Source organism: Ensifer sp. KUDG1, assembly GCF_050434285.1.
Taxonomy (GTDB): Bacteria; Pseudomonadota; Alphaproteobacteria; order Rhizobiales; family Rhizobiaceae; genus Ensifer.
In genome coordinates this window covers 227,504-248,972 of sequence record NZ_JBNDIG010000003.1, presented here as the reverse complement: position 1 = coordinate 248,972, position 21,469 = coordinate 227,504, and the positions used below count along the sequence as shown (strand labels likewise).

Below are 21,469 nucleotides of genomic sequence, written 5' to 3'. Positions count from 1 at the left end.
CCCGTTCCTCCTTCCAACGTTGCACTTGACTATTTACGTTGATATCAACATTAATCGGTCATGTCAAAAATGCCGCTCGTTTCGTTCGATACCACCCTGCATGTGAAGGACACCTGCCTCTGCCTGCATGTGCAGCGTGCCGCGCGCGCCCTTGCCCGCCGGTTCGACGAGGGGCTGCGCCCGCTCGATATCACCAACGGACAGTTCTCTCTGCTGATGTCGCTCAACCGCCCGGTAGCGCCCAATATGGGCTCGGTGGCATCGCTTCTCGCCATGGACCGGACGACCTTGACGGCGGCGCTGAAGCCGCTCGAACGGCGCGGCCTGGTCGAAAGCTTCCCGGATGCCGACGACCGGCGGTCGCGCCGATTGCGGCTGACGCCGGAGGGGCAGGGGCTGCTGGCGCGCGCTGTGCCGATCTGGCGGGACCTCCATGAGGCGCTCGATCCGGTGTTCGGGGACGGTGGTCCGGACCGCCTGCGTGCGGATCTCCTGAGGCTGGCCTGACCGACAGTCGGTCAGTCCTCGGACGGCTCTGGCGTGGGGCGTTCCCTGAGTACCTCGATCACCTCGGCGATCAAGGCGGAAGCCTGGCGTAGCCGCCTTTCGCCGAGCGCGCCGCCCAGGCCATCCGCCCAGGCCGCCTGCCGTTGCTTGATGGCGTGCAGCGCCGTTTCTCCCGCCGCGGTCAGGACCATGAGTTTCGCCCTCTGGTGGGTCGGGTTGTCCCTGTAGGCGATCAGCCCTTCGGCCTCCAGGAGATCGGCGATGCGCTGCACCCCTTGGCGCGCAAGGCCGAGCGCGCGTGCCGCATCGGCCACCGACATCGGCGCATGGTTTGCCGCGGCCAGCACCTGCCAGCGGGCGCTCGTTTGTCCGGAAGGCTTGGCGAGCGCGTCGCCGGCCTGCGTCAGGGGGCCCGCCAGCCGCAATACCGATATGGCGAACTCCGCAAAGGCGTCTCCGGCGGGTGTCCGATCAGGATCTTTCATGTTGACAGCACCAGCGTCGTGTGAATGTTTATATGACATCATGTTGTCATGATGCAGTTGTTTCAGCAAGCCATTTTAGCAAGGGAGATGAGAGCATGGCGAGAAGGACTTACAGCGGCGGTTGCCATTGCGGCAAGCTCAGATACGAGGCGACTTTCGATCTCGATGCCGGGACGACGCGATGCAATTGCTCGTTCTGCGGCAAGGCCCGCTACTGGGGTGCGCAGGTCCAGCCGGAAGATTTTCGCCTCCTGTCGCCGGAAGATCAGGTTGGCCGGTATCAGTTCGGCGCCAAGGTGGGCAACCACCGCTTCTGCCCGGCCTGCGGCATCGCCTCCTATAGCCATGGTTATGTCGAGGAACTCGGTGGCGCCTATTACAGCGTCAATGTTGCCACGCTGGACGATGTCGATCCATCGGTCCTTGCCGAGGTGTCGGTGCAATATCTGGATGGCCGGAACGACCGATGGGATCAAACGCCCGCCGAAGTCCGTCATCTCTGACGCGTGCCGGTTCATAATTGACAATATGTTGTCAATATGGCACTTGCATTGCATGAGCTTCACCCGGCAGGCATATCGCCTGCCGGGTGGGCGGCAATATGGGGGCTGACCGGCCCGCGAGCAGGAGCGACAGCTATGAAACTGACCTACAAAGGAAGCTGCCATTGCGGAAACATCCGCTATGAGGCCGATATCGACCTCGATGCCGGCACCGGCAAATGCAACTGCTCGATTTGCTGGAAGCGGCGCTACTGGGGGGTGGTCGTGAAGCCCGACGCCTTCCGGCTGCAGTGCGACGAAGCCAACCTCGCCGACTACCAGTTCGGCAGCAACAGCGTGCATCACCGCTTCTGCAGGACCTGCGGCGTTGCCGCCTTCGGTCACGGCTACATCGAGGAGATCGGCGGCGCCTACTATTCCGTCAACGTCGCCTGCCTCGACGATCTCGACCCGGCGGTGCTGGCCGAAGCACCGGTGCAGTACATGGACGGGCGCAACAACAACTGGTTCCACGCGCCGGCCGAGACGCGTCACCTCTGACGCCCGTGGCCAAGCTGGTCACATCTTGCGAAATTCGAGGTGGTAGATGACCTCCTCGCCGGTTGCCGGGTCCACGCCCGGCGCACCATAGATCACCAGCTTGTCGCCTTGCAGGACAAAGGGGCGGATCAGGTCGGAGACGCCCCAGGCAGGGTTCCAGCTTGCCTCGACATGATGGATGATCCGGCCGTCCTTGAGTGAATAGGAGCCGGAATAGGCGAGCATGGAATCAAACAGTGCCGCTTTTTCGTCGTGAGAGGGCACGAGCCCTTTGAGCTGCGGCCGATCGCGCTTCACCACGACGGCAGTCATCCGGCCATCCGGAAAATACGAGAGATAACCGATGGGGTCAGGACCCATGGCATCGCTGACCTCGCCAGTGGCGACGACCTCGCGCGTCCAGGAAAGCATCTTCCAGGTGCCGAGCAATCCAGACTCGTCCGCCATGATCCACCTGTATGATTTTAGGGTAAACTAAAATAACAGATGGTTCCTGTCCGGCAAAGCCGGGCCAATCCCTAGGACGAGATCAAAGAAAAGGGCCCCCGCCGCGCGGGAGCCCTTCGTTGTTTCTTGCGCCGCTCGGGCGCTGCCAGAACGTGGCTGGTCAGTGCTCGCCGAGGTCGCGCACGGCGCCACGGTCGGCGGAGGTGGCGAAAGCCGCATAGGCCTTCAGCGCCGTCGTCACCTTGCGCTTGCGCTGTTCGGTGGGCTTCCAGCCCTTCGCGTCCTGCTCGGTACGGCGGCGGCTGAGTTCCGCCTCGTCGACGCGCAGGCTGATCGTGCGGTTCGGGATGTCGATGTCGATCATGTCGCCTTCGCGCACCAGGCCGATCGTGCCGCCATTGGCCGCTTCGGGCGAAACGTGGCCGATCGAAAGACCCGAGGTGCCGCCGGAGAAGCGGCCGTCGGTGATCAGCGCGCAGGCTTTGCCGAGGCCCTTCGATTTCAGGTAGCTCGTCGGATAGAGCATTTCCTGCATGCCCGGGCCGCCCTTCGGGCCTTCATAGCGGATGACGACGACGTCGCCGGCCTTGATCTCGTTGGCAAGGATCGCCTTGACCGACGCGTCCTGGCTTTCGAAAACGCGGGCCGGACCGGAGAACTTCAGGATGCTCTCGTCGACGCCCGCGGTCTTCACTATGCAGCCATCGATGGCGATGTTGCCCTTCAAGACAGCGAGGCCGCCATCCTTGGAGAAGGGATGTTCGACCGAGCGGATGACACCCTTTTCGCGGTCGGTGTCGAGTTCGTCCCAGCGGGCTTCCTGGCTGAACGCGACCTGGGTCGGGATGCCGCCCGGTGCCGCGCGGAAGAAATTGCGAACCGTTTCGCTCGAGGTGCGGGTGATGTCCCAGCGGTCGATGGCGTCGCCGATCGTGGCGCTGTGCACCGTCGGGCAATCGCGGTTGATGAGCCCGCCTTTTTCGAGTTCGCCGAGGATCGACATGATGCCGCCGGCACGGTGCACGTCTTCCATGTGCACGTCGCTCTTGGCCGGTGCGACCTTCGACAGGCAGGGCACCTTGCGCGACAGGCGGTCGATGTCCGCCATGGTGAAATCGACCTCGCCCTCATGGGCGGCGGCGAGAATGTGCAGCACGGTGTTGGTCGAGCCGCCCATGGCGATATCGAGCGCCATGGCGTTCTCGAACGCCTTCTTCGAGGCGACGTTGCGCGGCAGGACGCTGTTGTCGTCCTGCTCGTAGTGGCGGCGGGTGATGTCGACGATCAGGTGGCCGGCTTCGACGAACAGGCGCTTGCGGTCGGCGTGGGTGGCGAGCGTCGAGCCATTGCCGGGCAGCGACAGGCCGAGGGCTTCGGTCAGACAGTTCATCGAGTTGGCCGTGAACATGCCGGAGCAGGAGCCGCAGGTCGGGCAGGCGGAGCGCTCGATGACCTTGACGTCTTCATCGGAAACATTGTCGTCGGCTGCGGCGACCATGGCGTCGACCAGGTCGAGCGCGTGCGTTTTGCCGTGCAGCACGACCTTGCCTGCTTCCATCGGGCCGCCGGAAACGAAGACGGCGGGGATGTTGAGGCGAAGTGCGGCCATCAGCATGCCGGGGGTGATCTTGTCGCAGTTGGAGATGCAGACCATGGCGTCGGCGCAGTGCGCGTTGACCATGTACTCGACCGAGTCAGCGATGATCTCGCGCGACGGCAGCGAATAGAGCATGCCGTCGTGGCCCATGGCGATGCCGTCGTCGACGGCGATGGTGTTGAATTCCTTGGCGACGCCACCGGCAGCCTCGATCTCGCGGGCGACGAGCTGGCCAAGATCCTTGAGGTGCACGTGGCCCGGCACGAACTGGGTGAACGAGTTCACCACCGCAATAATCGGCTTGCCAAAATCGCTGTCCTTCATGCCCGTCGCGCGCCAGAGGCCGCGGGCGCCGGCCATGTTACGGCCGTGGGTGGTGGTACGTGAGCGATAGGCAGGCATGGCATGTTCCTTCACGGACAAGGGGTATTGCTCGGGAATGGCGATCCCTGATCGCCACCGAATGGGCTACCTAGCGCAAAATTGCGTGCGCGTCATCTTTTGCGTCAGATTATTTCGACGCCGCGCGCGCTGTCGCGCCGGGCTTTCGCCTGTTCGGAAACCAAATCTAGACCGCGGCCGGCGTCTTCCACAACACCCACCGAAGCGCTTTACGGAAATCTTATGCCGGGCGCCCGAAGTCGCAATCGAAACCGGACGCCTGCCGGGTCTAGCCTTGCCGCATCGAATAGGGATGCGTGCCATGTCTCTCCAGGATTTCAACATCCGTCGTCATATTCTTCCGGCCCCGCGCAAGGTCGATGTGGGTCCGGAGTTGACCGGCGAAACGGTTGCGCAAGCGCTCGATGCGCTGATCCTCCGGCTGACCGCCGTTCGCCGCCTGCGCGAGCACCATGTCTGGGAGGCGGTACGGGTGATCGCGGACATGCCGGATCTGGCGGTTGGGGAATGGCCGTCGCGCCGGTTCCGTGAACTGATGGCCGCCGATGCACTGGTCGATGCCGTCATCCAGCTGACGTCGGCGACCGAGGCGAAACTGTGCCTTCGAACGCTCAATCACGAGTTCGGCCTGTGGACCTGCGCGCTGCGCTATCAGCCACCGGGCGCCGGCCGGATCACGTTCAAGGCGCGACATGCCGACCTTGCCGCGGCGATCCTTGGCGCCTTCCTGCGCTCTTGCCGCTGCCACCAGCTTGCGGCCGCTGCCGGCCGCGGCCAACTTTCCACCTGAAGGATACTTCCATGAACATGAATTCGCTGCGCCTCGAAGGGGCGATCACAGCACTCGTCACGCCGTTCCGGGACGGCAAGGTCGATGTCGTCGGCCTGATGTCTCTGGTCGAATGGCAGATCCGCCACGGCATTTCCGGCATCGTTGCCTGCGGCACCACCGGCGAAGCGCCGACGCTGTCGCGTGCCGAGCGGGCGCTGGTGATCGAGCGCTGCGTCGAGGTGGCGGAGCGCAAGATCCCGGTTATCGCCGGAACCGGTACCAACAGCACCGCGACGACGATTGAACTGACCGCGGAAGCCAAGGCCCTCCGTGCCGATGCGGCGCTCGTTGTTGCGCCCTACTACAGCAAGCCGTCGCAGGAGGGGCTCTATCGCCACTTCGAGGCGGTCGCCCGAGCGGTGGACCTTCCCATCATCATCTACAATGTGCCCTCGCGCGCCGGGGTCGATCTCGCTCCGCGGACGATCGAGCGGCTGGCGGAGCTTCAAAATGTCGTCGGCATCAAGGACGCCACCGGCGACGTCGGCCGCTTCCTGTCGTCGTCGCCAGCCTTGAAGACCAGGCTCAAGCAGCTCTCGGGTCACGACCAGACGGCGCTGCCGTTCAATCTCTGTGGCGGCCGCGGCACCATCTCGGTGGCGTCCAATGTCGTGCCGCGGCTGGTGGTCGCCATGCATCAGGCCGTCACGACCGGAAATGTCGCAGCGGCGCTCGCCCTTCATGAGCGCCTGCGGCCGCTGCTCACGGCGCTGGAGCGCGAGACCAATCCCGGACCCGTGAAATACGCATTGCACCTGGTGCGGGCGCTCAGCCCGGAGGTGCGCCTGCCGCTGACAGCAGTGGCGCCGGAGACGGCGGCGGAAATCCGTGCGGCGCTCGAACCGCTGACCGAGCTTCCAGCCTCCACCCTGATCGGCCGCGGGGTGCGCATCGCGCTCGCCGGCTGACGGCACGTCCTCACCCGGATCCTGCATGCCCGATTGCCGCGGCGGCGCTCGCTGCCCGCATCCATCTCACCCGAAAGGAACGACCATGTCCCGTTTTCCCCATCTTGCCGCGCGCGCTGCCGGGCGCCGGCGCATCGAAAGCAGCGAGCGCGCCGAGCACCTTCCGCCCAAGGACAGCGCCGTTCGCGATGCCTTTCTCGGCATCGGCATCCGGCTCGCCATCGTGCTCGGCCTTGCCTACGGCATCCAGGCCGCACTGCCGTGGATCGCCGGTTAGGCCGCCTTTTCCTCAACAAGGATTGTTCGATCATGGGCAGTATGCAGCAGATCCGCCGTGGTTTCCTGGCGCGGGCGCGTTTCGTCGTCGGCCGCGACCGGCACGGCTGGTGGGTCGTATCCGACCGCAAGGGCCTCGTCGGCGGCCTCTTTACCAATGAGAGCGCCGCGATCCATTTCGCCGTCGAGGCGAGCGACCGGCATCCGGAGGAGGTGTGCCGGGCACCGGAAGGGGCGGCGATCGATCTCGATACGTTTTCGCGCGGGCCGAGCGCCACGCGACAGCGCCGGCGCCGCGCCTATGCCTGACGTCCAATGAGACAGAGGGGAACCCCGTCGGCTCGGAGCCGACGGGGTTGCTCGTGTCGGGACGCTGCGCTTCCGGACGTTCAGCCGAGCGAGGCGATCGCCTCGTCGATCAGCGCCACGATTTCCTTGGCGTGCGAGGCAAGGGAGGCGTGGCTGGCGTCGAGCGTGATGATCTTCTTCGCCTTGATGCGCTCGGCCATCCATTGTTCGGTTTCGGGCGGGATCATGTGATCGTGCCGCGAGACCTGGTACCAGCTGGGTTTCGTCTTCCAGGCGGGAGCCCCGGCCTTGTCCTCGAAGCAACGCCCGGCGATCGGTTTTTGCGCGACCGCCATGACCAAAGCCTCGGTCTCGCTCAGATCCTGGCCGAAACTCTCACGGAACGTATCCTGCGCCAGCCAGAGGAAGCCGTCTTTGTCGGGGCGGATGCTGGCGGCGCCGGACGGCGGATCGCGCCTTGCGAAGATGCTGCCGAGGCTGTCGCCCTCATCCGGCGCGAAAGCGGCGACATAGACCAGGCCGACGACGTTGGACGCGTGGCCGGCGCCGCTGATCACCGCGCCGCCATAGGAATGGCCGACGAGCAGTGTCGGACCTTCCAGCGATTCCGCCAGCTTGCGGGTGCGCTCGACATCGTCGGCAAGCGAGGTCAGCGGGTTTTGTACCGCCGCGATCCTGTAGCCCTTGGCGTGCAGAGGCGGGATCACGTGGCGCCAATGGGAGGCATCGCCCCAGGCGCCGTGTACAAGCACGATATTCTTGACTGCCGGCATGATCCGTTCCTTTCGCTCGAATGGAGAGGTGCTCGGTTCGGCAGCACACTCGTCCCTGGAGAGGTGTGCGAGGGTGCTGCCCGTCGTCTGTTCGGTGGCTTGCTCGGCCTTGCGCTTGGCGCTTGGCAAAGCGTTGAGATTGCAGCCCGAAATTAGGGCGACAAGACGTGCCTTCCATGACGCAAGCCACAAATTTTCGTGACGGAGGACCGACCCATGGCTCGGGTGGCCGCGACAGCAGGCAGTGTCAGCCATGTGGAGGAGGAACGGGGTCCCAGAGCGGCGTATTGGGGCTACGGGGCATCGCCCTGGGACCAGTTGCGTCCAGGAGGCGGGCTTGCTTCCGGGCGCATCGGCATCAAGTCACCGCGAAACCGATTCGACAATGCGCCCCGGACCTTTGCCGACCTCTGTCGGACCAAAGTCTGAGCGCCGGCTGTGGGCAAAGTGGTGGGCAGCGCTTTGATCGACGCCTTTGCGAATGCGCAAGCTGAAGGGGGAAGAAATAGGGGAAACGAGAAAAGGCCTTTCGATTTCTCGAAAGGCCTTTTGAATTCGAATGGTGGGCGTGACAAGGATCGAACTTGTGACCCCTACGATGTCAACGTAGTGCTCTCCCGCTGAGCTACACGCCCATCCGATGTGGCGCATAGACCACAAAAGCCGTTGTCGCGTCAATAGGGTTTTCGAAGGTTTTTTGACAGAAATTTAAAGGCGGCGATTTTCCCCACGGGAACGGCGTCGATGAGACACCGGCAAGATCCCGGATTTGCTGGGTTTCCGCTAAGGCATTGAAACGAAAAGACCGCCGGAGATCCCTGTGGATCGCGGCGGTCGGTCCGAAGTCGCATTCTTTACAGTCGCGGAACGGCGCGCCTGTGGAAAACTGTCTTGATCAGGCAGCAGCCAGCATCTTGTTGACCTCGTCTACGAGGTCGCGCAGGTGGAAGGGCTTGGAGAGCACCTTGGCATCCTTCGGCGCCTTGGAGTCCGGGTTGAGGGCAACCGCGGCAAAGCCGGTGATGAACATGACCTTGAGGTCCGGGTCGAGTTCCGTCGCGCGGCGCGCCAGCTCGATGCCGTCCATCTCGGGCATGACGATGTCGGTCAAAAGGAGCGAGAACGGTTCTTCGCGAAGCCGGTCGTAAGCGCTGGCGCCGTTGTCATAGGACATGACCTTATAGCCGGCCTTTTCCAGCGCCTTCACCAGGAACCGGCGCATGTCGTTGTCGTCTTCGGCAAGAAGGATTTTCGCAGTCATGAATTGGGCCGTGCTTCTCTTTATTCAGTTCATTGCGCGTAGATTGCGGCGTTTTATCCAAACCGCAACGCGGTAAATATCTCGTGAACGCGGGACGTCAATTCCCCGGGATGCTGTGATTGGCCACTATGGACACAGAGCGGGCCAACTGGCAACATGATGACAATTGCAAGTACCGCATATGGTAAAAAAGGGTTCAGATGGGGGAAATTGCGGAGAGGGAACTGTTCGAGGTCCTTGAACCTCCAATCCAGCGCATTCCCTTTGTGTTCAATTCGCCGCATAGCGGCCGGTCCTACCCCCAGAGTTTCCTCGACCAGTCCAGGCTCGATGCGCTTTCGATTCGCCGGTCGGAAGACCACTATGTCGACGAGCTGTTCCAGAACGCGACGTTCCTCGGCGCGCCGCTGCTGCTTGCACATTTCCCGCGCGCCTTCCTCGACGTCAACCGCGAGCCCTATGAGCTCGATCCGCGCATGTTCGAGGGATCGTTGCCGCCGCATGCCAACATCAGCTCGATGCGCGTTGCAGGCGGGCTCGGAACGATCCCGCGGCTGGTGGCCGAGAATATGGAGATCTATCGCGGGCGGTTCCCGGTCGAGGATGCGCTGACGCGGATCGAGACGATCTACAAGCCCTATCACGCCACCTTGCGCAAGCTGATCGCCCGCACGCATGTGCAGTTCGGCCTGTCGGTGCTGATCGACTGCCATTCGATGCCGGGCAACGTGCATCTGCCGGGCAGCGCCCAGCGACCGGATTTCATCATCGGCGATCGATACGGCACCAGTGCTGCCGGCGAGCTTTCGCGTGCCGCCGTCGATCTGCTGCAGCAACTCGGCTACAGTGTCGTGCGCAACAAGCCCTATGCCGGCGGCTTCATTACCGAGCATTACGGCCGGCCGACGCGCGGGCTGCACGCGCTGCAGATCGAGATCAACCGGGCACTCTATGTCGACGAAACGACGCTGGTGCGCAAACCCGGCTTCGGTTCGCTGGTTGCCGACCTCACGACCTTCATCGGCTCGCTTGCCCGCCACGTCGAAGACTACGGCGCTTATCTGCCGCTGGCGGCCGAGTAGCCTTTCCCAGAAACCAGGAAGAACGGACAAGGGTGACGTCCAGCAAGGTGCTGGCGGCGCTTGGTATTTTCTGTCGGGGAGGTTCAAAAAAAACCGCGCCAACGGCGCGGTCAAGTCTAGGGAGGAAACACCCAAGGAGGGTATTTACAGTCACAGGTGACTGTAGGAAAACCATATTATTGCGCTGCACAAATGTCAAGTTTGCCGGTGAAAACTTTTGCATTGCGTCAAAAGTTTTTCAGCCGGAAACGGCGAATCAACCGATTGAATTCGGCAGAGCCGCGTTTGAAGCGTAAGGCGGCCGTGGTGCAGTGCGAAACGCTCCTGCCCTGACGCCGACGCCGCCCGCTGATGGGCGTGCTCGGTCGTTTGCCTTTCGACAAATTTCGTCTATTCAGGACGTACCTTCCTCCATGTTTTTCAGAGAGATCGCCATGTTGCCTGACCGCGCCTTCTTCGATCGTCTTGCAGATGCCGCCAAGGCGGAAACCCTGCCGCGCTTTCGGATCGGGACCAGCGTCGTCAACAAGCTCGAAAGCGGCTTCGATCCGGTGACGGAAGCGGACCAATCGGCTGAAGCGGCGATCCGTGCGCTGATCGAGGCGCATTTTCCGGAGCACGGCATTCTTGGCGAAGAGCACGGCAATGTCGGTCTCGACCGCGAATATGTCTGGGTCATCGACCCGATCGACGGCACGCGCGCCTTCATTTCCGGCCTGCCGGTCTGGGGCACGCTGGTGGGCCTCTATCGCAATGGCGATGCGGTCATGGGCCTGATGGACCAGCCTTTCACCGGCGAGCGCTACTTCGCCGACGGCACGAAATCGATCTACCGTGGACCGGGTGGCGAGCAGGTGCTTTCGACGCGCGCCTGCAAGTCGCTGGACGACGCGGTGCTTTTCACCACCTCGCCGCACCTCTATTCCGGCGCGTTCAAGACCCGCTATGAAGCGGTGCAAAACAAGGTGCGGCTGTTCCGCTATGGCTGCGATTGCTACGCATTTGCGCTTCTGGCTGCCGGCCATGTCGATCTGGTGATCGAATGCGGGCTGAAACCCTATGATGTCGGCGGGCTCATTCCGCTGATCGAGCAGGCCGGCGGTATCGTCACCAACTGGCAGGGCGGCCCGGCGGAAATGGGCGGCGAAGTCATTGCGGCTGGCAATGCGGAACTGCACGCGCAGGCGCTGGAAATCCTGAAGGGCTGATGCGCCCTGCGCCTCGCGCAGCGGGCGCGGACATCCGTAAAATCAAAGTGTTACAGAGGCGTTCGTACGTCCGATCGGGCGTGCGGCGTTGTCGGGAGCGCGCGCGCTGGCTTCAGGCGGCGGTGGTTTCGCGCGCGTCGCCTTCTTCGGGGATGACGAAGGCGAGGATCGCCGCTATCGCCTGGGCGCGATAGCGGTCCGCCTCGTGCAGCAGTTCATGGCGAGCGCCATCGATCGGAATCATCTGGGCGGCGCGGAAGTTGCGCGCCAGCCATTCGACGGCGACATGAGGCACCAGCCGATCGGCCGTCGGTGCCAGGATGATCGTCGGCAAGGTGATGCGGGTCAGATGGTCGCGGCGGAGGATCCGGCGCATGGCGTGGAAAGCCTCGCTCAGCCAGCGCGCCGTCGGGGGGCCGAGCCTCAGTTCCGGATGCGCGTCGGTCAGCGCGATGTTGCGGGCGTAACGGCGACGGTCCGCTGTCAGCACGTTGTTTTCGAAGGGGCGGTTGCCCTTGTCGGGATGTGCCGGCAGGGCGCCGAGGCCGACCAGGCGCATGAAGGTCGCAACCGTCGCAATGCTCTTTTCGCCGAGCGCCTGGCCGCCAAGGCCGACGAAGGGGGCCAGCACCACCAGCCGGTCGATGCGGCTTGCAAGCATCGGGGCGAGCGACAAGGCGACGAGCGCGCCCATGGAATGGGCGACGATCGAGAAGGGCAGGCGGGTATCGGGCAGCACGATTTGTTCGAGGAAGGTGCTGAGATCGCGCTCGTAATCGGAGAAGTGGTCGACATAACCGCGTCCGGAGTGCGTCAGCAGCCGCTCGGAGCCTGCCTGGCCACGCCAGTCGAAGGTGGCAACCCAGAGGCCGGCCGCGGTCAGGTCGGAAATGGTCTCGAAATATTTCTCGATCGATTCGTTGCGGCCCTGCAGCAGCACGACCGTGCCGCGCGCCACCGGTTGCTTCGTCTTGAAGATCGCATAGCGGATCTTGCGGCCGCCGATGCCATCGAAAAAGCCAGCGACATGATTGTCCGGGATCGGATTGTCCGGTGTCGCGTGGAGGATCGAGGTCATGGGGTCGTGGCCGGAGGTGAAAGCGTGTTGATCGGTAGCATCAAGGGATAGGCGGCAGGGTCTTCGCCGTCAAAGAAAAAAGCCGGAAACGGTGGGTGAAATCCGGACGATCACCGTTTCCGGCCGCTGAAGGGGAAGGGACATGTCACTTCAGCCTGGGCGTTGCGGCCCAGGGTTTCGTTTTAGTCCCGCCGGGCTGAACGGCAGCCGAAGCCAGCGTTCATGTCGGGTTCACGGAAAAATCGTCGGCGGGGGCGTCTTGAAGTCGTCAAATCGCCTCCCCAAATCAGGGTCACGGGCGCCGAAGACGGGTCCGTTCACCGGTCCTGCCACTGCCAGAATGGGGTGGCCGACCAGACATCGCAAACGTTGCTCCAAGGAGGACACCATGCGTCACTTCGATTTCTCCCCCCTTTACCGTTCCACGGTTGGTTTCGACCGCCTGTTCACCATGCTCGACAGCCTCGGCCAGCCCGGTGAAGCCCAGACCTATCCGCCCTACAACATCGAGCGCACCGGCGAAAATGCCTACCGCATCACCATGGCCGTTGCCGGTTTCGACGAGAGCGAGCTTTCGATCGAGGCGCGTGAACACACGTTGACGGTCAAGGGCGAAAAGGCCGAGGACAAGGGCGAAGAAAGCCAGTTTCTCCATCGCGGTATTGCCAAGCGCGCCTTCGAGCGCCGCTTCCAGCTCGCCGATCACGTGGAGATCAAGTCGGCTTCGCTGAAGAACGGCTTGCTGCATATCGATCTTACCCGCGAGATCCCGGAAGCCGCCAAGCCCCGTCGGATCGAGATCGCGTCCGTTGCATCGCAGCCGAAGCAGATCGAGGCTCAGACCCTCTAAACATCATGCCCGACCAGGGCACGAAACAGACCTCCCACAAAGAACGGCGTCCGTCAGGGCGCCGTTTTTTGTTGTCGGATCAATCGGGGCTGGATCAGGGCTGGGCCGGCACCGGCACCGTGGAAGCCGCCGCTTTCCGGGCGGCATAGCGCTGCGCGATCACGGCGCAGGCCATCAGCTGGATCTGATGGAAGAGCATGACCGGCAGCACGATCGCGCCGATGTTTTGACCGGCGAAGATGGCGCTTGCCATCGGCACGCCGCTCGCCAGGCTCTTTTTCGAGCCGCAGAAGGTAATGGCAATCTCATCGGCCTTGTCGAAGCCGAGGAAGCGGCTGCCATACATGGTGACCGCGAGCACAAGCGCCAACATGACGATTTCGATGATGACGAGCACACCGAGATCGGTCAGCGAGAACGTCTGCCACAGGCCCGACGTCACCGCCTGGCTGAAGGCCAGATAGACGACCATCAGGATTGAGCCGCGATCGACCGGCGCCAACAGTCCCTTGCGGGCGCGGATCCAGTTGCCGATCAAGGGCTGCAGCATCTGGCCGATGACGAAGGGAGCGAGCAGCTGCAACAGGATCTGTTTGACCGCGTCGAGCGTGACGGTGCCGTGGCCGCCGGCGGAAAACAGCAACCCGACGAGCAGCGGCGTCAGGAACATGCCGAAAATGTTGGAGGCCGACGCCGAGCAGATCGCCGCCGGCACGTTGCCGCCGGCCATCGAGGTGAAGGCGATCGACGACTGCACCGTCGAGGGCAGCACGCAGAGGAAGAGGATGCCGGTATAGAGCGACTGCGGCAGGATCGAATCCGGCACGAAGCCGATCGCAAGGCCGATCAGCGGGAAGAGCACGAAGGTCGAGGCAAGGATCGTCAGGTGCAGCCGCCAATGCAGGATGCCGGCGATCACCACATCGCGCGACAGGCGCGCGCCGTGCAGGAAGAAGACCATGCCGACGGCCACCTTCGTCGCCAGTCCGAACCACTCGGTTGCCTCGCCATGGATCGGCAGGACGGATGCAAGCAGCACCGTCGCCAGAAGCAGGATCGTGAAGGTATCGGGAAGGTAGCGGCGCATCTCAGCTCACTTGCTCGTTAACGAACGTCTTGCCGGGATCGCTCATTGTGAAGCAGGATGCAAGGAATAACAGTTATCACGGAATTAGATGAGTATGTTGGATCTGGTGCAGTTGCGCAGTTTCGTCGCCCTCGAGCAGATGGGCAGTTTCACGCTTGCGGCGGAGAAGCTGTCGCTCGGGCAATCGACGGTCAGCCAGCATATCCAGAGGCTTGAAGCGTCTCTCGGGCGCACGCTCGTTGCCCGCGATACACACCGGGTTTCGCTGACCGCCGATGGCCAGGCGCTGCTTTCCCATGCGCGCTCGATGCTGGCGATCGACGGCGAAGTGAGGGCGCTGTTTGCCGAAAGCAGCCTGCGCGGCCGCCTGCGTCTCGGCGTCTCGGAGGATTTCGTCATGAGCCGGCTGCCGGCGGTGCTGGAAGATTTCGTCCGGGCCCATCCGTCCGTCGATCTGGAGCTCACGGTGGCCTTGAGCGGCGTGCTCTACCAGATGCAGGACAATGGCGAGATCGATCTCGTTCTCGCCAAGCGCAGGCTCGGCGATATCAGGGGCGAGCTCGTCTATCGCGAGCCGCTGGTGTGGCTGGCGCGCGATCCCGAAAGGATCAAGCGTGACAAGGTGCTGCCGCTGATCGCCTTTCCGCCGCCGAGCATCACCCGCAGCGTCGCGCTCGAAGTGCTTGACCGGAACCGCCTGCCGTGGCGGATCGTGTGCACCTGCGGCAGCCTCAGCGGCCTGACGGCGGCGGCCCGGGCCGGCATGGGCGTGCTCGTGCAGCCGCGCAGCATGGTGCCGTCAGGGCTGAAGGAAATCCCGGCCGGTCTCCTGCCGCCGCTCGAAGACGTGGAATTCGTGCTGGTGCCGAGCAAGGGCGTCGACCGAAAGCTGAGTGCGGCGCTCTCGGTCGAAATCCTCGCCAATCTGAGGACCCTGCAAGGGCAGAGTTGAAGGCAAGGCTGATACTGCTCAGCAACCGGCAACGAAGCGGTCGACGTCCTCGGCCTTGGTCGCAAAGCTGGTGACGAGGCGATAGAGGCCCTCGTTCTTGGCAAGCTTGCCCTCAAGATCGTGCGGCACCGGCCAGTCGTAGAAGACGGCGCCATCGTGCCTGAGCTTCGTCGCCACATCCTTGCTGATGATGGCGAAGACCTCGTTGGCATCGGCCTGCCAGGCAAGCCGGCTCGTCTTTGAGGCGGCAATGCCTTCGGCGAGACGTGTGGCCATGGCATTGGCGTGCCGGGCGAGGTTCAGCCAGAGATCGCCTGCGAAGTAGGCGTCAAACTGCGCCGAGACGAAGCGCGACTTGGAAAAGAGCTGGGCCGAGCGCTTGCGCAGGAAGTGCATCTCATGCGCCTTGGAGAGGTCGAACAGCACCAGCGCCTCGGCGCACCAGCAGCCGTTCTTGGTGCCGCCGAAGGAAACGAGGTCGACGCCGCGCTTCCAGGTCATTTCGGCGGGCGTCGTGCCCAGGCTGACGAGTGCATTGGCAAAGCGCGCACCGTCCATGTGCAGCGGTAGTTTGTGCGCCTTGGCGACGGCCGAGATCGCCTCGATCTCAGCGAGCGAATAGACCGTGCCGCTTTCCGTCGCCTGCGTCAGCGATACCGCACTGGGCTGGCCGCCGTGGACGTTGTCGAGCGGGAAGCGGCGGATCTCGGCTTCAAGGCGGGAGGCCTCCATCTTGCCCCGCGGTCCGTCGACGGGTTTCAGTCGGGCGCCATGCGAAAAGAACTCGGGCGCACCGCATTCGTCGGCGATGACATGGGCCTCGCGATGGCAGAAGGCGACGCCGCCGGCGCGGTTGGCCGTCGCCAGGGCCAGCGAATTGGCGGCCGTCCCGGTGCCGACGAAGAAGACTGCGACCTCCCTTTCGAAAATCTCCGCGAACTTCTTTTCCACCTTCCGGTCAAGCTCGCTGGTGCCATAGGCCGATGCGTAGCCGCTGGCATGCGCCATCAGGCTTTCGGCGATCGCGGGATGGGCGCCAGCCCAGTTATCAGACGAAAAAATCATCACTTCTCACCCTGTTTCACCGTCATTTCGACGGCTTTTGCCGACCTTAGCCGAGTTTATAGCCGGATCAATCACGGTGAGAGGCCGAAAGGCCAACAGGAGACCAGTTTGAAACCAAAATGAAGAAAACGACGATATGCCGTAATTAAATTATAAAAGCCGGAAATTTCCGGCAATGTTCGGCAAAATCTTCTCCATTATTTGCTGATGTGCCTCTTGCGGAGGGGGGTGGTTTCTGGCATAGAGCACATGAAATAGGACAGGTTTGCTGTCCTATTTCGGTCTAGGGACCGGAACAATCGCCGTGAGTGCCTAAAAAAGTGGCAGCCGGCGTGCGAAGCGGGAGGATTAACCGGATTTCATCCGGTTGTTATCGCCTGCCGTCAGGATGGTCGCAGACATCAGTGCCTGATGATGCCGTGCTTATTTGCGACCTGATCAGGATCATGAGACGATGAGTGCCCCGGCTTTTCGGCGTGTCTTTGCACGCAACGAAGAGTCATGCGCGGGCGGTGCCATGCCCGGCGGTGCCGGGTTCAACAGGAGGGAAAACGATGACGGATCATTCGCCATCACAGCAATCTGGGCTCAACCTCGCACACAGCGTTGCGACGGCTGAAAAAACGCCCGCATTCCCGACTGGCCTGCCGCGAAAACAGGGGCTCTACGATCCGCGCAACGAACATGACGCCTGCGGTGTCGGCTTCGTCGCCCATATGAAGGGTCAGAAGTCCCACCAGATCGTGCGCGACGGTCTCTTCATGCTCGAAAACCTGACGCACCGCGGTGCCGTCGGCGCCGACCCGCTGATGGGCGATGGCGCGGGCATCCTCGTGCAGATTCCCGACCGTTTCTTCCGCGAGGAGATGGCCAAGCAAGGCATCACCCTGCCGAAGGCAGGCGAATATGCCGTCGGCCACATCTTCATGCCGCAGGACGATGCGCTGGTCGAACACTTCAAGCAGGTGATCAAGGACGTCGTTACCGAAGAGGGCCAGGTGCTCATCGGTTACCGCGACGTGCCGGTCGACAATTCGTCGCTGTCGAAGGCGCCGGAAATCGCCGCGACCGAGCCGCGCCATGTCCAGATCTTCATCGGCGCCGGCCGTGACGCCGCCACGAACCCCGAGTTCGAGCGCCGTCTCTTTACGCTCCGCAAGGTGATCTCCAACCGCATCTATGACGAATACAAGGGCGAGGAGAGCAACTTCTACCCGGTGTCGCTGTCGTCCTCGACGATCGTCTACAAGGGCATGTTCCTCGCCTATCAGGTCGGCGCCTATTATAAGGACCTGGCAGATCCGCGGTTCGAAAGTGCGGTGGCGCTCGTCCATCAGCGCTTCTCGACCAACACCTTCCCGTCTTGGAAGCTGGCGCACCCGTACCGCATGGTCGCGCACAACGGCGAAATCAACACGCTGCGCGGCAACGTCAACTGGATGGCGGCGCGCCAAGCCTCTGTATCCTCGCCGCTCTTCGGCGACGACATCTCCAAGCTCTGGCCGATCTCCTACGAGGGCCAGTCGGACACCGCCTGCTTCGACAACGCGCTCGAGTTCCTCGTGCAGGGCGGCTACTCGCTGTCGCATGCCGTCATGATGCTGATCCCCGAGGCGTGGGCTGGCAACCAGCTGATGTCGCCCGAGCGCAAGGCGTTCTACGAATACCACGCCGCCTTGATGGAGCCGTGGGACGGCCCGGCCGCGGTCGCCTTTACCGACGGTCGCCAGGTCGGCGCGACGCTCGACCGCAACGGTCTGCGTCCGGCCCGCTACATCGTTACCTCTGACGACCGCGTCATCCTTGCGTCGGAAGCCGGCGTGCTGCCGGTCGACGAAGACAAGATCGTCAAGAAGTGGCGCCTGCAGCCGGGCAAGATGCTCCTGATCGACATGGAGCAGGGCCGCATCATCTCCGACGAGGAGGTGAAGTCCTCGCTCGCGCAGAAGCACCCCTACAGCAAGTGGCTCGAAGACACCCAGCTGATCCTCGAGGAGCTGAAGCCGGTGGAGCCGCGTGCGCTCCGTCGCGACGTGTCCCTGATCGACCGCCAGCAGGCCTTCGGCTACACGCTCGAAGACACCAAGATCCTGATGTCGCCGATGGCGACGACCGGCCAGGAAGCAATCGGCTCGATGGGCACCGACACGCCGATCTCGGCGATGTCAGACAAGCGCAAGCTGCTTTACACCTATTTCAAGCAGAACTTTGCGCAGGTCACCAACCCGCCGATCGACCCGATCCGCGAAGAGCTGGTGATGAGCCTCGTCTCCTTCATCGGCCCGCGGCCGAACATCCTCGACCACGAGGGCATGGCGCATGCCAAGCGTCTTGAAGTGCGCCAGCCGATCCTGACCAATGGCGATCTCGAAAAGATCCGTTCGATCGGTCACACCGAGGATCGTTTCGACACCAAGACGCTCGACTTTACCTATGACATTTCGCGCGGTGCCGAAGGTATGCCCGAAATGCTCGACCGGCTCTGCGAGCGCGCGGAAGCGGCGGTTAAGGGCGGCTACAACATCATCGTGCTGTCGGACCGTCAGGTTGGTCCGGACCGCGTGGCGATCCCGGCGCTGCTGGCGACCGCCGCGGTGCACCACCACCTGATCCGCAAGGGTCTGCGCACGTCCGTCGGCATCGTGCTGGAATCCGGCGAACCGCGCGAAGTGCATCAGTTCTGCCTGCTCGCCGGCTACGGCGCCGAGGCGATCAACCCCTACCTCGCCTTCGATACGCTCACCGACATGCACAAGCGCGGCGAGTTCCCCAAGGAAGTCGACGGCAGCGAAGTGGTCTACCGCTATATCAAGGCGGTCGGTAAGGGCATCCTCAAGGTCATGTCCAAGATGGGCATCTCGACCTACCAGTCCTATTGCGGCGCGCAGATCTTCGACGCCGTCGGCCTGTCGTCGAAGCTTGTCGATCAGTTCTTCTTCGGCACGGCGACGACGATTGAAGGCATCGGCCTCGAAGAGATCGCCGCCGAAACCGTCGCCCGCCACAAGGCGGCCTTCGGTGCCGACCCGGTTCTCGCCAACTCGCTCGACATCGGCGGCGAATATGCCTTCCGCATGCGCGGCGAAAGCCATGCCTGGACGCCCGACGCAATCGCCTCGCTGCAGCACGCAGTTCGCGGCAACGCAGAGGACCGCTACCGCGAATTCGCCGAGATGGTGAACACCTCGGCGCTGCGCATGAACACCATTCGTGGCCTGTTCACGATCAAGAGCGCCGAGGCCCTTGGCCGCAAGCCGATCTCGATCGACGAGGTCGAGCCGGCCGTCGACATCGTCAAGCGCTTCTCCACCGGCGCCATGTCCTTCGGCTCGATCAGCCGCGAGGCGCATACGACGCTGGCGATCGCCATGAACCGGATCGGCGGCAAGTCGAACACCGGCGAAGGCGGCGAGGAAAGCGATCGCTACCTGCCGCTGCCCGATGGTTCGATGAACCCGGAACGTTCGGCGATCAAGCAGATCGCGTCCGGCCGCTTCGGCGTGACGACCGAGTATCTGGTCAATGCCGACATGCTGCAGATCAAGGTGGCGCAGGGCGCAAAGCCCGGTGAAGGCGGCCAGCTGCCCGGTCACAAGGTCGATGCGACGGTCGCCAAGACCAGGCACTCGACGCCGGGCGTCGGCCTGATTTCGCCGCCACCGCACCACGACATCTATTCGATCGAAGACCTGGCGCAGCTGATCTACGATCTGAAGAACGTCAATCCGGAAGCCGACGTTTCGGTCAAGCTCGTCTCGGAAGTGGGCGTCGGCACGGTTGCCGCCGGCGTTGCCAAGGCGCGCGCCGACCACATCACCGTTGCCGGCTTCGACGGCGGCACCGGCGCTTCGCCGCTGACGTCGCTGAAGCATGCCGGCAGCCCCTGGGAAATTGGCCTTGCCGAGACCCAGCAGACGCTGGTCCTGAACGGCCTGCGTTCGCGCGTCGCCCTTCAGGTCGACGGGGGTCTCAAGACCGGTCGCGACGTCATTATCGGTGCGCTGCTCGGTGCCGACGAGTTCGGCTTTGCGACCGCACCGCTGATCGCCGCCGGCTGCATCATGATGCGCAAGTGCCACTTGAACACCTGTCCCGTCGGCGTTGCGACCCAGGATCCGGTGCTGCGCAAGCGCTTCAAAGGCACGGCCGAGCACGTCATCAACTACTTCTTCTTCGTGGCCGAGGAAGTGCGCGAGATCCTGGCGTCGCTCGGCGTCAAGAAGCTCAACGATATTGTCGGCGCGTCCGAGCTGCTCGAAAAGGACAGCGCGCTTGCCCACTGGAAGGCCAACGGCCTCGACTTCTCTAAGATCTTCCACAAGGTGGAAGCCAAGAAGGAAGAGACATACTGGACCACGCGCCAGCAGCACCCGATCGACGACGTTCTCGACCGCAAGCTGATCAAGGAAGCAACTGTCGCGCTCGAAACCAAGGCTCCGGTCAAGATCGAAGCCGAGATCAAGAACGTCGACCGGTCGGCCGGCGCGATGCTTGCGGGTGCGCTTGCCAAGCGCTGGGGCCACAAGGGCCTGAAGGACGACACCATCCACGTGACCCTCAAGGGCACGGCCGGCCAGTCCTTCGGCGCGTTCCTGGCACGCGGCATCACCTTCGATCTCGTGGGTGACGGCAACGACTATGTCGGCAAGGGTCTCTCGGGTGGTCGCATCATCGTCCGTCCGCCGGAAAACGCGACGATCGTCCCGCAGGAGTCGATCATCGTCGGCAACACCGTGCTCTACGGCGCGATCTCGGGCGAATGCTACTTCAACGGCGTGGCCGGTGAACGTTTCGCCGTGCGCAACTCCGGCGCTGTCGCGGTCGTCGAGGGCGTGGGTGACCACGGCTGCGAATACATGACCGGCGGCGTCGTCGTCGTGCTCGGCGGCACGGGTCGCAACTTTGCGGCCGGCATGTCGGGCGGTGTTGCCTATGTGCTCGACGAGGAAGGTGACTTCGCCCGTCGCTGCAACATGGCGATGGTCGAGCTGCAACCGGTTCCGGAAGAGGACGACATGCTGGAGAAGCTGCACCATCACGGCGGCGACATCATGCATAAGGGCATGGTCGACGTGTCCGGCGACATGACACGCCACGACGAGGAGCGGCTTTATCAGCTCATCTCCAATCACCTTCACCACACGGGTTCGCCCCGGGCGAAGGAGATCCTCGACCACTGGACGGATTACCGGCCGAAATTCCGCAAGGTCATGCCGGTCGAATACCGCCGTGCGCTCGAGGATATGGAACGCATGAAAATGGCAGAGGCGGCCGAATAGGAGGCCCCGGTGACCAAGGCTCCCGGTT

General features: G+C 63.2%; 20 protein-coding genes and 1 tRNA gene. 12 read left to right on the top strand and 9 right to left on the bottom strand.

From position 1 onward, the window contains the following. Positions 1-60: 60 nt before the first annotated feature. Positions 61-507 carry a MarR family winged helix-turn-helix transcriptional regulator gene (locus tag M2267_RS11835; protein WP_043610690.1) on the top strand — a complete coding sequence of 149 codons (447 nt, stop codon included), beginning with the start codon at positions 61-63 and terminating at the stop codon, positions 505-507. Between the two features lie 11 nt (positions 508-518). On the opposite strand, the gene M2267_RS11830 is transcribed toward M2267_RS11835, so the two are convergent. Next, positions 519-992, bottom strand: a complete 474-nt coding sequence (locus M2267_RS11830) for a MarR family winged helix-turn-helix transcriptional regulator (protein WP_429114719.1) — start codon at positions 990-992, stop codon at positions 519-521. A 95-nt stretch (positions 993-1,087) separates the two neighbouring features. Here M2267_RS11830 and M2267_RS11825 point away from each other — a divergent pair, with 95 nt between their 5' ends. Together M2267_RS11825 and M2267_RS11820 are read left to right on the top strand one after the other, a co-directional pair. After that, positions 1,088-1,495 carry a GFA family protein gene (locus M2267_RS11825; protein ID WP_402325535.1) on the top strand — a complete coding sequence of 136 codons (408 nt, stop codon included), beginning with the start codon at positions 1,088-1,090 and terminating at the stop codon, positions 1,493-1,495. Between the two features lie 135 nt (positions 1,496-1,630). Next, entirely contained in the window at positions 1,631-2,035 is a 405-nt protein-coding gene (locus tag M2267_RS11820) for a GFA family protein (protein WP_429114718.1), read from the top strand. A gap of 18 nt (positions 2,036-2,053) precedes the next feature. Here M2267_RS11820 and M2267_RS11815 read toward each other — a convergent pair whose 3' ends face one another. Then, a complete protein-coding gene (locus tag M2267_RS11815) occupies positions 2,054-2,482 on the bottom strand; it encodes a lipocalin-like domain-containing protein (protein ID WP_077959723.1) in 429 nt (142 codons plus the stop codon). 160 nt (positions 2,483-2,642) lie between these two features. Further along, on the bottom strand, positions 2,643-4,481 hold the full coding sequence (ilvD, locus tag M2267_RS11810; RefSeq protein WP_429114717.1) for a dihydroxy-acid dehydratase: 1,839 nt from the start codon (positions 4,479-4,481) through the stop codon (positions 2,643-2,645). Positions 4,482-4,782: 301 nt separating this feature from the next. Here ilvD and M2267_RS11805 point away from each other — a divergent pair, with 301 nt between their 5' ends. The 4 genes from M2267_RS11805 (at position 4,783) to M2267_RS11790 (ending at position 6,806) form a co-directional block, all read left to right on the top strand. After that, the gene (locus M2267_RS11805; RefSeq protein ID WP_429114716.1) at positions 4,783-5,271 is read left to right on the top strand and encodes a hypothetical protein; all 489 of its coding nucleotides are present in this window, start codon (positions 4,783-4,785) and stop codon (positions 5,269-5,271) included. 11 nt (positions 5,272-5,282) lie between these two features. Continuing rightward, a complete protein-coding gene (gene dapA / locus M2267_RS11800) occupies positions 5,283-6,221 on the top strand; it encodes a 4-hydroxy-tetrahydrodipicolinate synthase (protein ID WP_429114715.1) in 939 nt (312 codons plus the stop codon). 85 nt (positions 6,222-6,306) lie between these two features. Continuing rightward, entirely contained in the window at positions 6,307-6,498 is a 192-nt protein-coding gene (locus M2267_RS11795) for a hypothetical protein (protein ID WP_402325526.1), read from the top strand. Between the two features lie 32 nt (positions 6,499-6,530). Further along, positions 6,531-6,806: a hypothetical protein gene (locus M2267_RS11790; protein ID WP_429114714.1), complete on the top strand. Its 276-nt coding sequence runs from the start codon at positions 6,531-6,533 to the stop codon at positions 6,804-6,806. Between the two features lie 80 nt (positions 6,807-6,886). Here the strand turns inward: M2267_RS11790 and M2267_RS11785 are convergent, their stop codons facing one another. From M2267_RS11785 to cpdR1, 3 genes are all read right to left on the bottom strand, one after another. Then, a complete protein-coding gene (locus tag M2267_RS11785) occupies positions 6,887-7,579 on the bottom strand; it encodes an alpha/beta fold hydrolase (protein ID WP_402325523.1) in 693 nt (230 codons plus the stop codon). Positions 7,580-8,139: 560 nt separating this feature from the next. Further along, positions 8,140-8,214, bottom strand: a tRNA-Val gene (locus M2267_RS11780). Between the two features lie 260 nt (positions 8,215-8,474). After that, the gene (cpdR1, locus tag M2267_RS11775) at positions 8,475-8,840 is read right to left on the bottom strand and encodes a response regulator CpdR1 (RefSeq protein WP_034786813.1); all 366 of its coding nucleotides are present in this window, start codon (positions 8,838-8,840) and stop codon (positions 8,475-8,477) included. 200 nt (positions 8,841-9,040) lie between these two features. Here cpdR1 and M2267_RS11770 point away from each other — a divergent pair, with 200 nt between their 5' ends. Then, entirely contained in the window at positions 9,041-9,922 is an 882-nt protein-coding gene (locus M2267_RS11770) for an N-formylglutamate amidohydrolase (RefSeq protein ID WP_429114713.1), read from the top strand. Between the two features lie 434 nt (positions 9,923-10,356). After that, positions 10,357-11,130 (top strand): histidinol-phosphatase, encoded by a 774-nt coding sequence (hisN, locus tag M2267_RS11765; protein WP_429114812.1) that lies wholly within the window; start codon positions 10,357-10,359, stop codon positions 11,128-11,130. A gap of 112 nt (positions 11,131-11,242) precedes the next feature. Here hisN and M2267_RS11760 read toward each other — a convergent pair whose 3' ends face one another. Further along, entirely contained in the window at positions 11,243-12,208 is a 966-nt protein-coding gene (locus M2267_RS11760; RefSeq protein WP_429114712.1) for an alpha/beta fold hydrolase, read from the bottom strand. 388 nt (positions 12,209-12,596) lie between these two features. On the opposite strand from M2267_RS11760, the gene M2267_RS11755 reads away from it, so the two are divergent. Then, positions 12,597-13,058 (top strand): Hsp20 family protein, encoded by a 462-nt coding sequence (locus M2267_RS11755; RefSeq protein WP_034786801.1) that lies wholly within the window; start codon positions 12,597-12,599, stop codon positions 13,056-13,058. Positions 13,059-13,152: 94 nt separating this feature from the next. Here the strand turns inward: M2267_RS11755 and M2267_RS11750 are convergent, their stop codons facing one another. Further along, positions 13,153-14,145 (bottom strand): bile acid:sodium symporter family protein, encoded by a 993-nt coding sequence (locus M2267_RS11750; protein WP_429114711.1) that lies wholly within the window; start codon positions 14,143-14,145, stop codon positions 13,153-13,155. 94 nt (positions 14,146-14,239) lie between these two features. Between M2267_RS11750 and M2267_RS11745 the strand changes: the two genes are divergently transcribed. After that, entirely contained in the window at positions 14,240-15,097 is an 858-nt protein-coding gene (locus M2267_RS11745; protein WP_429114811.1) for a LysR family transcriptional regulator, read from the top strand. A gap of 18 nt (positions 15,098-15,115) precedes the next feature. On the opposite strand, the gene M2267_RS11740 is transcribed toward M2267_RS11745, so the two are convergent. Next, positions 15,116-16,162: a threonine aldolase family protein gene (locus M2267_RS11740; protein ID WP_429114710.1), complete on the bottom strand. Its 1,047-nt coding sequence runs from the start codon at positions 16,160-16,162 to the stop codon at positions 15,116-15,118. Between the two features lie 554 nt (positions 16,163-16,716). Between M2267_RS11740 and gltB the strand changes: the two genes are divergently transcribed. After that, on the top strand, positions 16,717-21,441 hold the full coding sequence (gene gltB, locus M2267_RS11735; RefSeq protein WP_429114709.1) for a glutamate synthase large subunit: 4,725 nt from the start codon (positions 16,717-16,719) through the stop codon (positions 21,439-21,441). The last annotated feature ends 28 nt before the right edge of the window (positions 21,442-21,469 follow it).

Coding starts and splice junctions, on each gene's coding strand:
- M2267_RS11835 (WP_043610690.1), top strand. CDS start 61: ATGTCAAAAATGCCGCTCGTTTCGTTCGATACCACCCTGCATGTGAAG.
- M2267_RS11830 (WP_429114719.1), bottom strand. CDS start 992: ATGAAAGATCCTGATCGGACACCCGCCGGAGACGCCTTTGCGGAGTTC.
- M2267_RS11825 (WP_402325535.1), top strand. CDS start 1,088: ATGGCGAGAAGGACTTACAGCGGCGGTTGCCATTGCGGCAAGCTCAGA.
- M2267_RS11820 (WP_429114718.1), top strand. CDS start 1,631: ATGAAACTGACCTACAAAGGAAGCTGCCATTGCGGAAACATCCGCTAT.
- M2267_RS11815 (WP_077959723.1), bottom strand. CDS start 2,482: ATGGCGGACGAGTCTGGATTGCTCGGCACCTGGAAGATGCTTTCCTGG.
- ilvD (WP_429114717.1), bottom strand. CDS start 4,481: ATGCCTGCCTATCGCTCACGTACCACCACCCACGGCCGTAACATGGCC.
- M2267_RS11805 (WP_429114716.1), top strand. CDS start 4,783: ATGTCTCTCCAGGATTTCAACATCCGTCGTCATATTCTTCCGGCCCCG.
- dapA (WP_429114715.1), top strand. CDS start 5,283: ATGAACATGAATTCGCTGCGCCTCGAAGGGGCGATCACAGCACTCGTC.
- M2267_RS11795 (WP_402325526.1), top strand. CDS start 6,307: ATGTCCCGTTTTCCCCATCTTGCCGCGCGCGCTGCCGGGCGCCGGCGC.
- M2267_RS11790 (WP_429114714.1), top strand. CDS start 6,531: ATGGGCAGTATGCAGCAGATCCGCCGTGGTTTCCTGGCGCGGGCGCGT.
- M2267_RS11785 (WP_402325523.1), bottom strand. CDS start 7,579: ATGCCGGCAGTCAAGAATATCGTGCTTGTACACGGCGCCTGGGGCGAT.
- cpdR1 (WP_034786813.1), bottom strand. CDS start 8,840: ATGACTGCGAAAATCCTTCTTGCCGAAGACGACAACGACATGCGCCGG.
- M2267_RS11770 (WP_429114713.1), top strand. CDS start 9,041: ATGGGGGAAATTGCGGAGAGGGAACTGTTCGAGGTCCTTGAACCTCCA.
- hisN (WP_429114812.1), top strand. CDS start 10,357: ATGTTGCCTGACCGCGCCTTCTTCGATCGTCTTGCAGATGCCGCCAAG.
- M2267_RS11760 (WP_429114712.1), bottom strand. CDS start 12,208: ATGACCTCGATCCTCCACGCGACACCGGACAATCCGATCCCGGACAAT.
- M2267_RS11755 (WP_034786801.1), top strand. CDS start 12,597: ATGCGTCACTTCGATTTCTCCCCCCTTTACCGTTCCACGGTTGGTTTC.
- M2267_RS11750 (WP_429114711.1), bottom strand. CDS start 14,145: ATGCGCCGCTACCTTCCCGATACCTTCACGATCCTGCTTCTGGCGACG.
- M2267_RS11745 (WP_429114811.1), top strand. CDS start 14,240: ATGTTGGATCTGGTGCAGTTGCGCAGTTTCGTCGCCCTCGAGCAGATG.
- M2267_RS11740 (WP_429114710.1), bottom strand. CDS start 16,162: ATGATTTTTTCGTCTGATAACTGGGCTGGCGCCCATCCCGCGATCGCC.
- gltB (WP_429114709.1), top strand. CDS start 16,717: ATGACGGATCATTCGCCATCACAGCAATCTGGGCTCAACCTCGCACAC.